The sequence below is a fragment of the Paenibacillus antri genome (assembly GCF_005765165.1).
GTDB classification, from domain to species: domain Bacteria; phylum Bacillota; class Bacilli; order Paenibacillales; family YIM-B00363; genus Paenibacillus_AE; species Paenibacillus_AE antri.
Map to the genome: position 1 here is coordinate 96,931 of NZ_VCIW01000015.1, position 16,594 is coordinate 113,524.

15 protein-coding genes and 1 pseudogene are annotated in these 16,594 nt (G+C 59.6%); 14 read left to right on the forward strand and 2 right to left on the reverse strand.

Going from position 1 to position 16,594, the window contains the following annotated elements; translation table 11 throughout:
• The first annotated feature begins 54 nt into the window (after nucleotides 1-54).
• The 9 genes from FE782_RS20455 to ftsZ all read left to right on the forward strand — a co-directional run bounded on the left by FE782_RS20455 (nucleotide 55) and on the right by ftsZ (nucleotide 10,939).
• On the forward strand, nucleotides 55-1,545 hold the full coding sequence (locus FE782_RS20455; RefSeq protein WP_138196108.1) for a UDP-N-acetylmuramoyl-L-alanyl-D-glutamate--2,6-diaminopimelate ligase: 1,491 nt from the start codon (nucleotides 55-57) through the stop codon (nucleotides 1,543-1,545).
• Between the two features lie 85 nt (nucleotides 1,546-1,630).
• Nucleotides 1,631-2,593, forward strand: a complete 963-nt coding sequence (gene mraY, locus FE782_RS20460; protein ID WP_138196109.1) for a phospho-N-acetylmuramoyl-pentapeptide-transferase — start codon at nucleotides 1,631-1,633, stop codon at nucleotides 2,591-2,593.
• Nucleotides 2,594-2,597: 4 nt separating this feature from the next.
• Nucleotides 2,598-3,986 (forward strand): UDP-N-acetylmuramoyl-L-alanine--D-glutamate ligase, encoded by a 1,389-nt coding sequence (gene murD / locus FE782_RS20465; RefSeq protein ID WP_138196110.1) that lies wholly within the window; start codon nucleotides 2,598-2,600, stop codon nucleotides 3,984-3,986.
• Nucleotides 3,987-4,023: 37 nt separating this feature from the next.
• Nucleotides 4,024-5,121: a stage V sporulation protein E gene (spoVE, locus tag FE782_RS20470; RefSeq protein ID WP_138196111.1), complete on the forward strand. Its 1,098-nt coding sequence runs from the start codon at nucleotides 4,024-4,026 to the stop codon at nucleotides 5,119-5,121.
• A 107-nt stretch (nucleotides 5,122-5,228) separates the two neighbouring features.
• Complete coding sequence (murB, locus tag FE782_RS20475; RefSeq protein WP_138196112.1) at nucleotides 5,229-6,134, forward strand: UDP-N-acetylmuramate dehydrogenase; 906 nt, start codon at nucleotides 5,229-5,231, stop codon at nucleotides 6,132-6,134.
• Nucleotides 6,135-6,150: 16 nt separating this feature from the next.
• Nucleotides 6,151-7,437, forward strand: a complete 1,287-nt coding sequence (gene murA / locus FE782_RS20480) for a UDP-N-acetylglucosamine 1-carboxyvinyltransferase (protein ID WP_138196113.1) — start codon at nucleotides 6,151-6,153, stop codon at nucleotides 7,435-7,437.
• Between the two features lie 108 nt (nucleotides 7,438-7,545).
• The gene (locus tag FE782_RS20485) at nucleotides 7,546-8,319 is read left to right on the forward strand and encodes a cell division protein FtsQ/DivIB (RefSeq protein WP_158299479.1); all 774 of its coding nucleotides are present in this window, start codon (nucleotides 7,546-7,548) and stop codon (nucleotides 8,317-8,319) included.
• Nucleotides 8,320-8,563: 244 nt separating this feature from the next.
• Complete coding sequence (gene ftsA, locus FE782_RS20490) at nucleotides 8,564-9,802, forward strand: cell division protein FtsA (protein ID WP_138196115.1); 1,239 nt, start codon at nucleotides 8,564-8,566, stop codon at nucleotides 9,800-9,802.
• Between the two features lie 18 nt (nucleotides 9,803-9,820).
• Entirely contained in the window at nucleotides 9,821-10,939 is a 1,119-nt protein-coding gene (ftsZ, locus tag FE782_RS20495; RefSeq protein ID WP_138196116.1) for a cell division protein FtsZ, read from the forward strand.
• A gap of 277 nt (nucleotides 10,940-11,216) precedes the next feature.
• On the opposite strand, the gene FE782_RS20500 is transcribed toward ftsZ, so the two are convergent.
• Both FE782_RS20500 and FE782_RS33345 read right to left on the reverse strand, forming a co-directional pair.
• On the reverse strand, nucleotides 11,217-11,879 hold the full coding sequence (locus tag FE782_RS20500; protein WP_238392584.1) for a hypothetical protein: 663 nt from the start codon (nucleotides 11,877-11,879) through the stop codon (nucleotides 11,217-11,219).
• Between the two features lie 36 nt (nucleotides 11,880-11,915).
• Nucleotides 11,916-12,047: pseudogene (locus FE782_RS33345) on the reverse strand (transposase family protein); the annotation flags it as partial.
• Between the two features lie 454 nt (nucleotides 12,048-12,501).
• Here FE782_RS33345 and spoIIGA point away from each other — a divergent pair.
• The 5 genes from spoIIGA to pgeF all read left to right on the forward strand — a co-directional run bounded on the left by spoIIGA (nucleotide 12,502) and on the right by pgeF (nucleotide 16,594).
• Nucleotides 12,502-13,470 (forward strand): sigma-E processing peptidase SpoIIGA, encoded by a 969-nt coding sequence (spoIIGA, locus tag FE782_RS20505; protein WP_138196118.1) that lies wholly within the window; start codon nucleotides 12,502-12,504, stop codon nucleotides 13,468-13,470.
• Between the two features lie 47 nt (nucleotides 13,471-13,517).
• Complete coding sequence (sigE, locus tag FE782_RS20510; RefSeq protein ID WP_138196119.1) at nucleotides 13,518-14,240, forward strand: RNA polymerase sporulation sigma factor SigE; 723 nt, start codon at nucleotides 13,518-13,520, stop codon at nucleotides 14,238-14,240.
• Between the two features lie 107 nt (nucleotides 14,241-14,347).
• The gene (sigG, locus tag FE782_RS20515) at nucleotides 14,348-15,130 is read left to right on the forward strand and encodes an RNA polymerase sporulation sigma factor SigG (RefSeq protein ID WP_138196120.1); all 783 of its coding nucleotides are present in this window, start codon (nucleotides 14,348-14,350) and stop codon (nucleotides 15,128-15,130) included.
• Between the two features lie 125 nt (nucleotides 15,131-15,255).
• Nucleotides 15,256-15,627: a YlmC/YmxH family sporulation protein gene (locus FE782_RS20520; protein ID WP_138196121.1), complete on the forward strand. Its 372-nt coding sequence runs from the start codon at nucleotides 15,256-15,258 to the stop codon at nucleotides 15,625-15,627.
• A gap of 133 nt (nucleotides 15,628-15,760) precedes the next feature.
• Nucleotides 15,761-16,594: a peptidoglycan editing factor PgeF gene (pgeF, locus tag FE782_RS20525; RefSeq protein ID WP_138196122.1), complete on the forward strand. Its 834-nt coding sequence runs from the start codon at nucleotides 15,761-15,763 to the stop codon at nucleotides 16,592-16,594.

The following is a 16,594-nucleotide window of genomic DNA, read 5'->3' on the forward strand; positions in this document are numbered from 1 at the left end:
TCGCCAAATCTTGTCTATAATAATGATCAACCTTTCTGAACGGAGGGGAATCCCATGCTGCTGCAAGAGCTTGCCTCGTTGTTTTTAAAGAAGGAGCTTCACGGAGACGAAGCCGTAACCATATCCGGCCTCGCCGTCGATTCGCGGCGAGTGTCCGCCGGCGACTTGTTTATATGTATCTCCGGCTTTACGCAAGACGGACACGACTACGCGGCGGCGGCCGTCGAGAGCGGCGCCGCGGCGCTCGTCGTCGAGCGGGAGCTGCCGCTCCCGGTGCCGCAGCTGATCGTATCGAACGCGCGATACGCCTCCGCGGTGATCGCGCGCCACTTCTACGGCGACCCGAGCAAGCAGGTGCGCGCGATCGGCGTCACCGGCACGAACGGCAAGACGACGACGTCGACGCTGATCGAAGCGATTCTGTCGGCGGCGGGCCAGGAGACGGGACTGATGGGGACGATCCGGGTGAAGATCGGCGGCCGGACCGAGACGGCGGAGCGCACGACGGCCGACGCCGTCTCGCTGCAACGGACGCTCCGCCGCATGGCAGACGCCGGCGCGTCGTATTGCGTGATGGAGGTGTCGAGCCATGCGCTCGATCAAGGGCGGACGATCGGGATCGACTTCCGGACGGCCGTCTTTACGAATTTGACGCAGGACCATCTCGATTACCACGGCACGATGGAGCGTTACGCGGACGCGAAGGGGCTGTTCTTCTCCCGACTCGGCAACGCGTCGGAGCCCGGGGAAGCGGCGCGCAAATACGCGGTGCTGAACGCGGACGACCCGGCGCACGAGCGCTTCAAGGCGATGACGGCGGCGGAGACGATCCTGTACGGCATCGACGCGCCGGCGGACGTGCGCGCGAGCGACATCCGCCTTACGGCGCGGGGCACCGCGATGAAGGTGTCTACGTTCGCGGGAGACGTCGAGCTCAGCGTCAACATGCTGGGCAAATTCAACGTGTATAACATATTGGGCGCGATCGCCGCAACATTGGCCGAGGGTGTACCGTTATCCGTTATTAAAGAGGCGTTGGAGCGGCTGCCGGGCGTGGAAGGCCGCGTCGAGCCGGTCGACGCGGGCCAGCCGTTCACCGTGCTCGTCGATTACGCGCACACGCCGGACGGCCTGCTGAACGTGCTGGATACGGTGAACGAGTTCGCCAAAGGCCGCGTCATTACCGTGTTCGGCTGCGGCGGCGACCGCGACCGGAAGAAGCGTCCGATCATGGGGGCCATCTCCGCCGAGCGGAGCGACTACACGATTCTGACGTCCGACAATCCGCGATCGGAGCGTCCGGAAGCGATTCTGGCGGAGATCGAAGCCGGCGTGCTCGAAGCCGGCGCCGACGCCGCGAAGTACGAGATCGTCGAGGACCGGCGCCGCGCGATCGAAAAAGCGGTTGAAATGGCCGAGCCCGACGATGTAGTATTGATTGCGGGCAAGGGACATGAGACGTATCAAATCATCGGCGGCGTCACGCTGCCGTTCGACGATCGCGTCGTCGCGAAGGACGCGATCCTCGGGAGGTCGAAGGCATGACGCGGAAGGCTTTAGGTCACAAAGATGAACGATCTTACGAACACTATATGACGCGTGCGAGGGGCACCGTAGAAGGGGGACGGCAGTGGAACTGAATCCGATATTGATTACGACAGGCGTTTCCTTCGCGCTGGCCGTCATTCTCGGGCCGCTATGCATTCCGATTCTAAGAAGGTTGAAGTTCGGACAGCAAATTCGCCAAGAGGGTCCGCAAGGGCATCAGAAGAAGGCCGGCACGCCGACGATGGGCGGCATCATCATCTTGATCGCGCTCACGCTGGCGTTCCTCCGGTTTTCCGACCGTTCGCTCGAAGTGTATATTTTGCTAGTGGCGTGTCTCGGGTTCGGGCTCATCGGCTTCCTGGACGATTACATCAAGATCGCCTTCAAGCGATCGCTCGGCCTCACCGCGAAGCAGAAGCTTCTCGGGCAGCTGTTTTTCTCCCTCGTCGTCTGCGCGATGCTGTACATGGACGGCCATAATACGGATCTCGGCATTCCGGGCACCGATTTCGTCCTTCCGCTCGGCTTTCTGTATTATCCTTTCCTCGTTTTGTTAATGCTTGGAATGAGCAACGCGGTCAACTTCACCGACGGCCTCGACGGCTTGTTGTCGGGAACGAGCGCCATCGCGTTCGGCGCGCTCGCCGTCATCGCGATGATGCGGACGGAGCCTGAGGCTGCGTTCTTCTCGGCGGCGATGATCGGCGCGGTGCTCGGCTTCCTCGTATTTAACGCGCACCCGGCCAAGGTGTTCATGGGCGACACCGGCAGCCTCGGCATCGGCGGCGGCATCGTCGCCGTCGCGGCGCTGACGAAGACGGAGCTTCTGCTCTTGCTCGTCGGCGGCGTCTTCGTCGTCGAGGTGCTGTCCGTCATTATCCAGGTCGTGTCCTTCAAGACCCGAGGCAAGCGGGTGTTCAAGATGAGCCCGATCCACCACCACTTCGAGCTCGTCGGATGGTCCGAGTGGCGCGTCGTCATCACGTTTTGGCTGACGGGACTCGCGTTGGCGGGGCTCGGAATCTATATCAACGAGGGGTTGTAGACGTATGCAACATCCGGATCGGTATCAAGGCCGCCGGGTCGTCGTGCTCGGCTTGGCGAGAAGCGGCGTCGCGGTCGCCGAGCTGCTCCACCGGCGCGGCGCGGACGTCGTCGTGAACGATAAGAAAGAACGCTCTTCATGCCCTGAGGCCGATCCGTTGTCGGCTCTGGGTATTTCTGTTGTTTGCGGGCATCATCCGGACGACCTGATCGACGAGAACGTCGCCCTCGTCGTGAAAAATCCGGGAATCCCGTATTCGATCCCGCCGATCCGCAGGGCGCTCGAGCTCGGCATCGAGATCGTGACGGAGGTGGAGGTGGCGGACGCCGTCAGGCGCTCCCCGATGATCGGCATTACCGGCTCCAACGGAAAGACGACGACGACGACGCTCGTCCACCTGATACTGAAACAGGACGGGCAAGGCGCGATCGTCGCCGGCAACATCGGGCGGGCCTTGACGGAGGCGGCGCTCGAGGCGCGTCCGGACGAATGGCTCGTCACGGAGCTCAGCAGCTTCCAGCTGAAGGGGACGGTCGGATTCCGTCCGAACATCGCTTGCCTCTTGAATTTGTACGAGACGCATCTCGACTACCACGGGACGATGGACGACTACGCCGCGTCGAAGGCGAAGCTGTTCGCGAATCAGACGGCGGACGATACGGCGGTGTTTAATTGGGACGACCCGTTCTGCCGTTCGCTCGCGCCTCGGCTGTCGGCGAGACCGTTCCCGTTTTCGTCGAAGGAGCCGCTCGAGCAGGGAGTATACATACAGAACGGCGTTATCCGGGTGGCGGACGGGAACCGCGAGCCGGAAGAGCTGATGCCGGTCCGGGAGATCGCCGTTCGAGGCGGCCACAACGCGGAAAACGCGATCGCCGCCGCCGCCGTCGCGCTGTCGGCGGGCGCGAGCCCGGAGAGCGTGCGAACCGTGCTGCGGACGTTCCGCGGCGTCGAGCACCGGCTCGAATTCGTGCTCGAGAAGGACGGCATCGCGTATTACAACGATTCGAAGGCGACGAACCCGACCGCGACGTCGAAGTCGATCGAATCGTTCGACGGCGGCGACATCGTGCTCGTGTGCGGCGGGCTCGACCGCGGCTCCGATTACATGGAGCTGCTTCCCGTCTTCGAGCGATCCGTAAAGGCGGTCGTCGCGCTCGGCGAGGCGCGGGAGAAGCTGCTTCGCGTCGCCGAGCTGGCCGGCGTCGCGAAGCGGACGGCGGTGGACGCGGCGGACCCCGAGGAGGCGGTGCGCCTCGCGGCGGAGGCGGCGCGAGGCTTCGCGGAGCCGGGACAGACGGTGCTGCTGTCGCCTGCATGCGCGAGCTGGGATATGTTCCCGTCGTACGAGGACCGAGGACGCATGTTTAAGCATTCGGTGCATACCTTGTAATAAGGGTTGTACTACTGAGTGCGAAAGGGTGTCTCGTATGTCCAAAGCGCGTTCCGCGCCAGACGTGTACCTATTGATCGCGACGCTCGGGCTGCTGGCTTTAGGCGTCGTCATGGTGTACAGCGCCAGCGCGGTTATGGCGTTCCGCGAATACGGCGATTCGTTTTATTACTTGAAGCGCCAGCTGATCTTCGCGGGACTCGGTCTCGTAGCGATGTATTTCACTATGAACGTCGATTATTGGGTTTGGAAGAAGTATGCTAAGATCGGATTGATCGTGTGCTTCGCGCTGCTCGTCGTCGTGCTCGTCCCGGGCATCGGGGTCGTGCGCGGCGGGGCGCGAAGCTGGCTCGGCATCGGCAGCTTCGGCATTCAGCCGTCCGAGTTCATGAAGCTCGCCATGATTATTTTCCTCGCGAAGCTGTTGTCCGAGCATCAAGCCCGTCTGTCGAAATTCGTGACGGGCCTTCTTCCGCCGCTCGGCATCGTCGGCCTCGCGTTCGGCCTCATCATGCTGCAGCCGGATCTCGGCTCCGGCGCGGTGCTCGTCGGCGCGTCGCTCATCGTCATCTACGCGGCCGGGGCGAGAATGTCCCACATGGCCGGGCTCGCCGCGCTCGGCGCCGCCGGCTTCATCGGCCTCATCGCCGCGGCGCCGTACCGAATGCAGCGCATTACCGGTTATTTGGACCCATGGTCGGACCCGCTCGGCTCCGGCTATCAGATCATCCAATCGCTCTTCGCGATCGGTCCCGGCGGCCTCGTCGGCCTCGGTCTCGGCGCCAGCCGGCAGAAGCACAGCTACTTGCCGGAGCCGCAGACGGATTTCATCTTCTCCATCGTCGCGGAGGAGCTCGGCTTCATCGGAGGCGCGCTGCTGCTCGCGTTGTTCCTGCTTCTCGTCTGGCGAGGCATGCGCGCGGCGATTACCGCGCCGGACACGTTCGGCAGCTTGCTCGCGGTCGGCATCGTCGGCATCGTGGGCGTGCAAGTATTCATCAATATCGGCGTCGTGATCGGCATGCTTCCGGTCACCGGCATTACGCTTCCGCTCATCAGCGCGGGGGGGTCTTCTCTCACGCTGCTGCTTACCGCGATCGGCGTTCTGCTGAACGTATCGAGGTTCGCGAGATAGGCTGTTGTCACACTTCCGCGTGCGGAACATACCATAACGTATGACTGTGACGTCGGGAGCGAAGCATTCCGGATCACGCGTCGTTTTCTAGTAAGGAGGTACGGCCTATGAATCATTGGATCGACGAACTTCGCGAGAGAGGCGTCGGCGAGATCCTGACGGAGGAGGCGCTGGCGCCCCATACGACTTGGAAGATCGGCGGACCGGCCGACGTTCTCGTCATCCCTTCCGGGAAGGAACAGTTGGCGGCGACGGTCGAGATATTGCACCGGCACGGCGTCCCGTGGACGCCGCTCGGTCGCGGCTCGAACGTACTCGTGTCGGACCGCGGCATCCGCGGGGTCGTGATCAAGCTAGGCGACGCGTTCGATTACGTTCGTTTCGACGGCGAGCGGGTCATCGCGGGCGGCGCGTATTCGTTCATTAAGCTGTCCGTCATGGCCGGCAAGGAAGGACTCACGGGCCTGGAATTCGCAGGGGGCATTCCGGGCAGCGTGGGCGGCGCCGTCTACATGAACGCAGGTGCGATGGCTTCCGACGTCTCACGCATCTTGATATCCGCCGAAGTAGTGTTGGAAAACGGGGAATTGGCCGTGTGGAGCCGCGACGATTTTCGCTTCGCGTATAGACATTCGGCGCTGCACGGCAGCCGTGCGATCGTGACGGAGGCGGAGTTCCGTCTCGCTTACGGCGATCGCAGGGAAATCGCCGCCGCCATGGCGGCTTATAAAGATCGCCGCAAACGGACGCAGCCGCTGAGCTCGGCTTGCGCGGGAAGCGTCTTCCGGAACCCGGAAGGCCATCACGCCGCGAAGCTGATCGAAGACGCGGGATTGAAGGGACTTCGCGTCGGCGGCGCGGAAGTGTCGACGCTGCACGCCAATTTTATCGTCAACACCGGCAATGCTACGGCGGAAGACGTGCTCACCTTAATCGAACGTATCCAACAGACGGTAGAAAGCCAGACGGGAATTCGGCTCGTGCCGGAAGTGTTGGAGGTCGGTGAGCGCTAATTCCGGAGGTGGGACTTTGGAGAAGTTAGTAATCGACGGCGGCCGGCCTCTACAGGGAACGGCGCGGATCGAAGGAGCGAAGAACGCGGCCCTGCCGATCTTAGCGGCCTCCCTCTTGGCGGATGGCGTCGTTGCGATCGACAACGTACCGGATTTGCTGGATATCCACGTGATGTTAGATATTTTGCGTTCGCTCGGTCTCGAAGCGACGCTGACCGGCAAGACCGCGGTCGTCGACGCGACGAACGTACGGACGACGGAAATTCCGGAGACGCTGATGAGCCGAATGCGTTCTTCCATCTTCTTGATGGGGCCGCTTCTCGCCCGATTCGGCGAAGTGACGATCTCCCAACCGGGCGGATGCGCCATCGGTGAACGGAAAATCGATTTGCATCTCAACGGCCTGAAAGCGCTCGGCGCGAACATTACGGAAACCGACAGCAGAGTCGTATGCCAGGCTAAGAGATTGAAAGGCGCCGACATCGTGCTCGACTATCCGAGCGTCGGCGCGACGGAAAACCTGATGATGGCCGCCGTGAAGGCGGAAGGCATCACTACGATTTCGAACGCGGCCCGCGAGCCGGAGATCGCCGACCTGCAGCTGTTCCTGAATCGGATGGGGGCGAAAATCATCGGCGCCGGCACGGACACGATTACGATCGAAGGCGTCGAGCGGCTCTCCCCTTGCGAGCATCGCGTCATCTCCGATCGGATCGTCGCCGGCACGCTTATGGTGGCCGCCGCAGCGACGCGCGGCAACGTTACGCTCGAAGGCGTCGTCCCGAGCCACTTGACGTCGGTCATTCACGCGCTTCGCAGAGCGGGTATTCAAATCGCGATCGACGATGATATAATGAATGTTGTCGGCGCCGGACGGCCGCGGGCCGTCGAGCGGATCGTCACCAGCCCGTACCCGTCGTTCCCGACGGACCTGCAGGCGCAGATGATGGTGCTGCTCTCGCTCGCCGACGGCCTCAGCGTCATGAAGGAAACCGTGTTCGAAGGCCGGTTCAAGCATGTGAACGAATTGACGGTCATGGGCGCCGATATTCGGGTCGACATGAACTCCGCATTCATTCGCGGCGTGCCGCGCTTGTACGGGGCTACGGTCGAAGCGACCGATCTGCGCGCGGGCGCCGCGCTCGTCATCGCCGGTCTCGCGGCGAACGGCCGAACGGTCGTCGAGCAAATTCATCACATCGATCGGGGTTACGAATCGATCGAGACGATGTTTCGCCGGTTGGGCGGACGCATCGAACGCACGTCGTCCTTGGCGACGAACCGCATCGCCAGCTCCATGTAATTCTTCTTACCTAATATGCGAAGTACGACGCACGTCCCTTCCGGACCCGGAGGGGACTGTCTTATTGCAGGGATTGGGACAATCTGGTATGTAAGGCGGTGTTTATCCTTGCCCGGAATCGAGCCGATGCCCGTCGTCCGCGGCGAACGTCCGCGACGAAGAGGGAACCGGAAGCTTTTGTTTTTCTTGTTCGTCTTTTTCGTAGCGTTGCTTGGCGTCTTGTTCTTTCAGTCGTCGTTCAGTAAAATTCATCAGATCGAAGTGGAAGGGAATCGGCTGCTCACGAAGGAACAAATTATCGAAGCCGCGGGCATTGCTGTCGGGGATCACTTCTTTGCGGTAAGCGGCGGAGAAATCGACGAGCGCGTCTCGCGCCTCGGCGCAGCGGAGCAGGTGACGACGGCGAAGCGGTTTCCGGGCATGGTGACTATCATCGTGAAGGAATACCCCGTCGTCGCGCTCGAGTTGACCGATACCGGCGACATCGCGGGCATTCTGACCAACGCGACGTCCGTGCCGTACGGCAACGTCGAGAACGCGGCGTCGCGACCGATTTTGTCAGGGTGGGAAGATGCGGATCTCAAACGGCGCTTGACCGAAACGCTCGCCTCGATCGAGACGGAGCATCTTCAAGACGTGTCGGAAATTCGGCCGAGCCCGACGGACTCGTTCCCGGACCGCATCGTGCTATACACGCGTTCCAAGTACGAAGTGGTGACTCGAATTTCTTATTTGAAGGAGAAAATATCCCTCCTCGACGATTATGTATATGATTTGCGGAACGAGGATAGAACGTCCGGGCGGATCGTTCTGATGGATACGAACTACGCGGAAGCGCTGGAAGAGGAGACGGAACAACCGTCCTCGGACGCGGAGGAATAAGGGGACCGCGCAATTCCTCTCTATTCAAGCGGTGGTTAACATGTTAGAATTGTCCTTATGGATTTTCGGCATTTTTCACAAAAGTTTTCATAACGAATCCCTACGACAAGCGAAAATAATTTTCTGCGTTAATAAAAAGAGTGATATAAAAAAGAGGGAATCGAACGATCGTGTGGAATATGTATAAAGTTATTTTCTTCTTCTTTTCTTTGAAGTCTTTATCACTGCGGGAGGTGCCAACGCTTTGAGCGGCAACGACATCATTGTGAGTTTGGACATCGGAACGTCCAAAGTCCGCGCCATCATCGGGGAAGTGACAGGCGGCTCCATCAATATCGTAGGCGTCGGCTCCGCCGATTCCGAAGGTATCCGAAAGGGAGCAATCGTTGATATAGATCAAACGGTGCAATCGATTAAGAGCGCCGTCGATCATTCCGAGCGGATGGTCGGCGTCACGATATCGGAGGTTTTCGTCGGCATCGCCGGCAACCATATTCAGCTTCAATCGAGTCACGGCGTCGTCGCGGTGTCCAACGAAGATCGAGAGATCGGCGGCGAGGACATCGAGCGGGTGCTGCAAGCCGCTAAGGTCATCGCGCTGCCCCCGGAGAGGGAAATCATCGGCATCGTTCCGAAGCAGTACATCGTCGACGGCTTGGAAGGCATTCACGATCCTAGGGGGATGATCGGCGTTCGGCTCGAGGTCGAAGCGATCGTCATCACCGGCGCCAAGACGGCGATACATAACCTCATCCGATGCGTGGAGAAGGCGGAGCTCAAGGTCGCCGGCCTCATCTTGATGCCGCTCGCGGCAGGTCATCTGGCACTCTCCAAGGACGAGAAAAACTTGGGCACCGTTCTGGTCGATATCGGGGCGGGCGCGACGACGATTTCCATCTTCGAGAATGGCACCATCACCGCCACGGCAACGCTGCCGATCGGCGGAGAATACGTATCGAACGACATTACGATCGGACTTCGGACGCAGCTGGAAATCGCGGAGAAGATTAAGCTGAAGTACGGCTGCGCTTCGATTCAAGACGCGGATCCGAGCACGACGTTCAAGGTCACTCGCATCGGCAGCAACGTCGAGAAGGAGTTCTCGCAAGCGGATCTCGCCAGCATCGTCGAACCGCGGATGCAGGAAATCTTCGAGTTGATCAAAGCCGAAGTGAAGCGGATGAAGCCGGGGGGAGAGCTCGCGGGCGGATACGTTCTTACGGGGGGAGCCGTTTCGATGCCGGCCGTCCTGTCCGTCGCGCAATCGGTGCTCGAAACGTCGGTTCGGATCGCTTCGCCGGATTTCATCGGCGTGCGGGAGCCGGCTTACGCGAGCGGCGTCGGCGTCATCGCCTACGTCGCCAAGTTTTTGCGGACGCGCAGTACGGTTTCCGTGAAAACCTCGACGGGTCGTAAAGCGGCGGCAGCCAACAAACCGAGTTTGATCGAACGGATCAAAAATTTGTTTAGTGAGTTCATCTAGGGCCAAGGGGGACCTTTCATGTTAGAATTCGATCTCGACATGGACCAATTAGCGCAAATTAAAGTCATCGGCGTCGGCGGCGGCGGCAGCAACGCCGTCAACCGAATGATCGATAACGGCGTTAAGGGCGTCGAATTTATTACAGTCAACACGGACGCGCAGGCGCTCCATCTGGCCAAGGCCGAAACGAGACTTCAAATCGGGGACAAGCTGACGCGCGGTCTCGGCGCCGGCGCGAACCCGGATGTCGGCAAGAAAGCGGCGGAAGAATCGAAAGATTTGATCGTGAACGCGCTGAAGGGCGCGGACATGGTGTTCGTTACGGCGGGCATGGGCGGCGGCACGGGCACGGGGGCGGCGCCGGTCATCGCCGATATCGCACGCGAGTGCGGCGCGCTGACCGTCGGCGTCGTCACGCGTCCGTTCACCTTCGAGGGCCGCAAGCGCCAAGCGCAAGCGGAGCTCGGCATCGCGGCGCTGAAGGAGAAGGTCGATACGCTGATCGTCATTCCGAACGATCGGCTGCTCGAGATCGTCGATAAGAAGACGCCGATGCTCGAAGCGTTCCGCGAAGCGGACAACGTGCTTCGTCAAGGCGTCCAGGGCATCTCCGATCTGATCGCGGTGCCGGGTTTGATCAACCTCGACTTCGCCGACGTGAAGACGATCATGACCGAGCGCGGTTCGGCGTTGATGGGCATCGGTCGCGCGAGCGGGGAGAATCGCGCCGCGGAAGCGGCGAAGCGGGCGATTATGAGCCCGTTGCTCGAGACGTCGATCGACGGTGCGCGCGGCGTTATCATGAACATCACCGGCGGCGTCGACCTGAGCTTGTACGAGGTTAACGAAGCGGCGGAGATCGTCATCGCCGCAGCCGATCCGGAAGTGAACATGATTTTCGGCGCGATCATCGACGAGTCGCTGAAGGAAGAAATCAAAGTGACGGTCATCGCGACGGGCTTCGAGCATAAGCCGCATACGCCTGCGCCTGCGCCGCGCCGTCCGGGTATCGCCTCCGAGCCGGAGCAGCGTCATACGCCGAACGTGCGTCCATTCGGCGGCAATGCGCCGAGCAACGATCAGTTGGACATTCCGACGTTCCTTCGGAACCGGAACAAGAACTTCTTGGACGATTAAGACGACGGTCACCCTTGGCCGTGTGAAGCCTCACCTTATCCGGGTGGGGCTTTTTGTCGTTTTCCGGCTGGTTGTCGTCGTTGAGAGGAGGGGGAGGTGTGTCTCCCGGAACCCCTTAGCAGGGTTATCCCATCGGCTCAGCTTGCGTACGCCCCTAGTTCATGCAAGTAGGTGTATACCTGGCTTAACGGTGTTGAATAGAAAGTTGTATCAGGAGCCGCGAATGAGTCTTAGCGGTCCGTACGATAGGACCATATGCCGCATCCGGGGTGTCGAGTTATGCGACAGATGAAAGACTATCGAACTGCGCAGGATTCTTGCAGACAATATTCATACTGCATGCGGCGATCGTCTCGAACGGGTCGAGGCGATGAAGCTTCGCGTTTCTTCTAAGGCAAAACTCGTCCAAATACGATTCGAGATAGCGCCGACTGACGCCATGGAAGACGCGGTTCAACCAATGTACGGCTTGTTTGAACAGGACCGGTAATAGGTCGTGTTTGCAAAACGGGATGTTCCGTAGGATCTTAACGGGACGATCCGTTCGGACATGCCGATTCCGGAAAGCTTCTTCTCCTGGATAACGAAGGATGAAGTCCGGGTAATGCTCGGGTTTGATGGGTTTCATCTTCATATATATCGTTTCGTGATTGTCGTTGTAAGCCAAGCCGACGATCACCGGGTATATTCGCGGATGTGCGATGAAGCAGCGAAGTCTTCTGGCTTCGTAATATCCGACGCCGGCCTCGACCTTGTTCGTTAACGGCTGCCGCTCGTCCATCGCGTGGATCGCTTGGCGCAGCTTGCGGAGCATGGACCACGCCGTCTTATAGGTTACCTGAATCTCTTCCATCAGTTGGACTGCGTTCACGCTATGTTCGAGCGACATCGCCTGGATGGCCGCAGCCCACTTCGATAGAGGCGTTCTGCTTTTCTCCAAAGCGGTGCCGGCTCTTAGGGAGGTCTGGTGCCGACATGCCAGACATTGATAAAGCGGAAGCGAACGTCTGCTGCCGACGATCGTATATGCGTGCGGATGCTGACATCTCGGGCAACGAAACCCGTGCGGCCACTTCATTCGATAGAAAAAGGCGATCAGTTCGTCCATTTACCCACCGCCGAACATTTGTTCTTGTTTTGATAATAGCAAACAAATGTTCGTAAATCAAGTATTGTTTTCAACAAATAATGGTGTCATTGCCAATGCGACTCTATGCTGAACTGACGGGATAACAGGCATAAGGGGTTTGCGGAGAGACGCCGCCTACCCGTTGCTGAGCCGATGGGATAGCGCTGCTAAGGAGGCCGAGGAGACACGCCCGACGCTCCGACTGGAAGCGTAACGCCGCACCCTTAAGGCGCGCCGCCGCCGTCGAACAACTCGATCGGGACCTCCGGAGGCGGCATCGTCGACAACTCTCGACCGGCTTCTTCGACAAAAGAAGCCCCTATTTTACAGCGGGATTAGACAGACTTTGGATGGGGGATTCGATATACTAGCTTTCGTAGACGAGAGAAGCGGTCGTCCCGACCGACGAGGGCAGGCAACGGAGGAAGAACGAATGGTCGTATACGTGGACATCGTATTTTTGACGAACTTCGTTCTCGATTTCGCGATGCTCCTTGCGGCGGCGAAGGTTCGCAGCGTATCGCCTTCTTATTGGCGAGTGGGCGTCGCTTCGGCGATCGGCGCTTCTTATGTATTGCTGATGTTCGTTCCTGCGCTTGCGGTGTTTTACACATTTGTTGTTAAATGTTTATTTTCGGCCGTAATGATTATGACAGCTTTCGGCTACAAAAGTTTCTCCCGATTCGCCGGACTCTTGGCCGCCTTCTATGCGGTGAACGCGGCGGCGGCGGGGACGATCGTCGGCTTTCATTATATGCTTCAGTCGTCCAACGACGTATGGAGCGGCATCTTGTTCTCGCAAACCGGCGGCTATCAATACGCGTTGGGCGTATCGTTATGGCTCGTCGCGCTAGGGGGAGCGGTCGGCGCCGTATTGTTCCGCAAGGTGAACGGCGGAGCGAAGCGCAAGGAGAAGAAGGCGGAGTTTCTCGCCGAGGTGGAAATTCGGATCGACGGCGCGTCGTACCGCTGCACAGGGTTGATCGATACGGGCAATCATCTGTACGATCCGTTGACCCGAACGCCGGTCATGGTCCTCGAAGCCGCCGTTTGGAAGGACGCGATTCCGAAAGCTTGGCTGCAAGCGATCCGCGCCGACGAGGCGGACCGGATCGTTCAGTTTTTAAGCGAGGCGGACGAAGCCGAGACGGAGGCGGCCGCCGCGGGATCGGAAGGACCGCCCAGGGCGCCGTTCCCGTGGCGAGAGCGCATCAGGCTCGTGCCGTACCGCGGCATTAACGGGAGCGCGAGGTTTATGCTGGCGGTCAAGCCCGACGCGGTTTCCATCCGCCAAGGCGAACGAGAGTCGACCGCGGAGAAAGTGTTCGTCGGCATCGAAGGCGGTACGCTCAGCGCGGACGGGACGTATCAAGCGATCATTCATCCGGCCATGGTCCCATAAACGAATCCGAATGTCGCAACATAGAAAAACCGAGGAGGAAATGGCTTATGCTGCTACGATGGAAGTTGACGATGACGATTTGGTATTATCGCCTGTTGTTCCTGCTTCGGTTGAAGGGCGAAGAAATTTATTATATCGGAGGCAGCGAGGCGCTTCCTCCGCCGCTGACGAGGGAAGAAGAAGAGTATCTGCTCGCGAAGCTGTCGACGGGCGACGCGGCCATCCGGTCGATGCTCATCGAACGCAACCTGCGGCTGGTCGTATATATCGCGCGGAAATTCGAAAACACGGGCATCAACATCGAAGACCTCGTGTCGATCGGAACGATCGGACTGATCAAGGCCGTGAACACGTTCGATCCGGAAAAGAAAATCAAGCTCGCGACGTACGCCTCCCGCTGCATCGAAAACGAAATTCTGATGTACCTTCGCCGCAACAGCAAAATTCGGACGGAGGTATCGTTCGACGAGCCGTTGAACATCGACTGGGACGGCAACGAGCTGCTGCTCTCCGACGTGCTCGGCACGGAAAACGATACGATCTACCGCAACATCGAGGAGCAGGTGGACCGCAAGCTGTTACATAAAGCGCTCGACAAGCTGTCGGAGAGGGAACGAATCATCATGGAGCTCCGCTTCGGCTTGCAGGACGGGGAGGAGAAAACCCAGAAGGACGTCGCGGACCTGCTCGGTATCTCGCAATCGTACATTTCTAGGCTGGAAAAGCGTATCATTAAACGGCTTCGCAAGGAGTTCAATAAGATGGTTTAGCCCGCCGATCCGGCGGGCTTGACTTTTTTCTGGGAGTTGTTCAAGAATATTCTCCCACCTCTCGGAGATAATGTTCATTAATGTCTCTCCTTGGGAGGTATTTACGCATGACCCGCAATAAAGTCGAGATTTGTGGTGTGGATACTTCGAAACTACCGGTATTAACCAATGCCGAAATGCGCGAATTGTTCGTCTCGCTGCAACAGAAGGGGGACCGGTCCGCAAGGGAGAAATTGGTGAACGGCAATTTGCGCCTGGTATTAAGCGTCATTCAACGGTTCAATAACCGCGGGGAGTTCGTAGACGATCTGTTCCAAGTCGGCTGCATCGGCTTGATGAAGGCGATCGACAACTTCGACCTCAGCCAAAACGTAAAGTTTTCCACGTACGCGGTGCCGATGATTATCGGCGAAATTCGGAGATACCTTCGGGACAACAACCCGATTCGCGTCTCTAGAAGCCTGCGCGACATTGCTTACAAAGCTCTGCAAGTCCGCGATCAGCTGACGAACCGCAACTCGCGGGAGCCGACGATTACGGAAATTTCGATCGAGCTGAACGTACCGAAGGAAGACGTCGTCTTCGCGCTCGACGCCATTCAGGATCCGGTATCGCTGTTCGAACCGATCTACCAAGACGGCGGAGACCCGATCTACGTGATGGATCAGATCAGCGACGACAAAAGCAAGGACGTCTCGTGGATCGAGGAGATCGCGCTGCGCGAAGCGATGCAGCGGCTGAACGACCGCGAGAAGATGATTTTATCGATGCGCTTCTTCGAGGGCAAGACGCAGATGGAAGTGGCGGAGGAAATCGGCATCTCTCAAGCGCAAGTATCGCGGCTCGAGAAGTCGGCGATCAATCAGATGCAGAAGCACGTCAAGACGTAACGCTCCATTGTCCGTTCCGTTCCGCTCTCCGCGGCGGGACGGGCCTTTTTCATTGAGAACGGAAACTTTCGGGACACAAATGACGACCCGCTACATATAGTAGTAGAGATAGGCGGGTGTCCGTGATGAAAATTTCCGACTTCCAAACGAAAGACGTCATCAACATCGTTGACGGCAAGAAGCTCGGCCAAATCAGCGACATCGAGCTCGATTTGCGCGTCGGGCGCATCGATTCGATCGTCGTCCCGAGTTCGGGACGGTTTTTCGGCTTCTTCGGCGGCGGGACCGACGTGGTCATCCCGTGGCGTTCGATCGTGAAGATCGGCGCCGACGTCATCTTGGTGAAGCTGGACGACCCGAAGGTGTATCGGGTGGACGAACGAGGCAAGGACAGTGCGAAAACCTACCGCGAGCGGGAACGGGATCGGGAACGAGACCGGGAGTGGCAGCAACGCGAGCGGGGGCGGGACGAACCGGAGGACGACGAATACCGGTAGTCTCCCGATGCGGCATACGCGCGAAGCGGATCCGGCCTTGCCGGCCGGGTTCGTTCGTATGCCGTTCGGTTTTGTGATACACTGTTGAAAACCGCGTTGCGTATCGAACCGCTTCGAGGACGGAGGGATGAACATGGCCGAGGCATGGCGCGAACCGCTCGAGCTGCGCCCGTCGGACGATGGCGCGACGTTGTTTCGTTGGCGCTCTTGGGAAGAGAAGTTTCCTTGGCTGAGCGCCGGCTTCTCGTCGCGCCGCGGCGGCGTCAGCGGCGAACCCTGGGGCAGCCTGAACTGCGGGCTGCACGTCGGCGACAACGACGACGATGTCGCGGAAAACCGCCGCCGCGTGGCGGAGGCCGCGGGCTTCGACTTTCGGCGCTGGACGTGCGCCGAGCAAGTGCACGGCGTCGCCGTGGCCGTCGTCGCAGAGGCGGAGGCCGGCGCCGGACGTCTCGTACGGGACGACGCGCTGCCGTCGAAGGACGCCCTCGTTACGGACGTCCCCGGCGTCATGCTGAACGCGTTCTACGCCGATTGCGTCCCGATCTGGTTCGTCGACCCGGTCCGCCGGGCGGTCGGCGTCGCGCACGCCGGTTGGCGCGGCGCGGTCGCCGATGTCGCCGGCGAGACGGTGCGCGCCATGACGCGCGCCTACGGCTCCGAACCGTCGGAGCTGCTCGCCGCGATCGGGCCGTCGATCCGCGGCTGCTGCTACGAGGTGGACGATCAAGTCGCGAAGCATATTCCGGAAGGCAGCGAATCGATCAAGCCGTCCGCCTCCCCAGGACGGTATTTGCTCGATTTAGCAATTTTCAATCGACAAAAGCTGACAGAAGCAGGAATTTTGGCGAATCATATCGAAATAACACAATATTGCACCAGCTGCCGGACGGATTTGTTCTTCTCCCACCGGAAGGAGAACGGCCGAACCGGACGGATGACAGCGTGGATCGCGCGGAAAGAGTGA

What these genes read in the sequence shown, in the direction of transcription:
- pgeF (WP_138196122.1), top strand. Translation starts at nt 15,761, where the DNA reads ATGGCCGAGGCATGGCGCGAACCGCTCGAGCTGCGCCCGTCGGACGAT.
- FE782_RS20520 (WP_138196121.1), top strand. Translation starts at nt 15,256, where the DNA reads ATGAAAATTTCCGACTTCCAAACGAAAGACGTCATCAACATCGTTGAC.
- sigG (WP_138196120.1), top strand. Translation starts at nt 14,348, where the DNA reads ATGACCCGCAATAAAGTCGAGATTTGTGGTGTGGATACTTCGAAACTA.
- sigE (WP_138196119.1), top strand. Translation starts at nt 13,518, where the DNA reads ATGCTGCTACGATGGAAGTTGACGATGACGATTTGGTATTATCGCCTG.
- spoVE (WP_138196111.1), top strand. Translation starts at nt 4,024, where the DNA reads ATGTCCAAAGCGCGTTCCGCGCCAGACGTGTACCTATTGATCGCGACG.
- spoIIGA (WP_138196118.1), top strand. Translation starts at nt 12,502, where the DNA reads ATGGTCGTATACGTGGACATCGTATTTTTGACGAACTTCGTTCTCGAT.
- murB (WP_138196112.1), top strand. Translation starts at nt 5,229, where the DNA reads ATGAATCATTGGATCGACGAACTTCGCGAGAGAGGCGTCGGCGAGATC.
- murD (WP_138196110.1), top strand. Translation starts at nt 2,598, where the DNA reads ATGCAACATCCGGATCGGTATCAAGGCCGCCGGGTCGTCGTGCTCGGC.
- FE782_RS20455 (WP_138196108.1), top strand. Translation starts at nt 55, where the DNA reads ATGCTGCTGCAAGAGCTTGCCTCGTTGTTTTTAAAGAAGGAGCTTCAC.
- ftsZ (WP_138196116.1), top strand. Translation starts at nt 9,821, where the DNA reads ATGTTAGAATTCGATCTCGACATGGACCAATTAGCGCAAATTAAAGTC.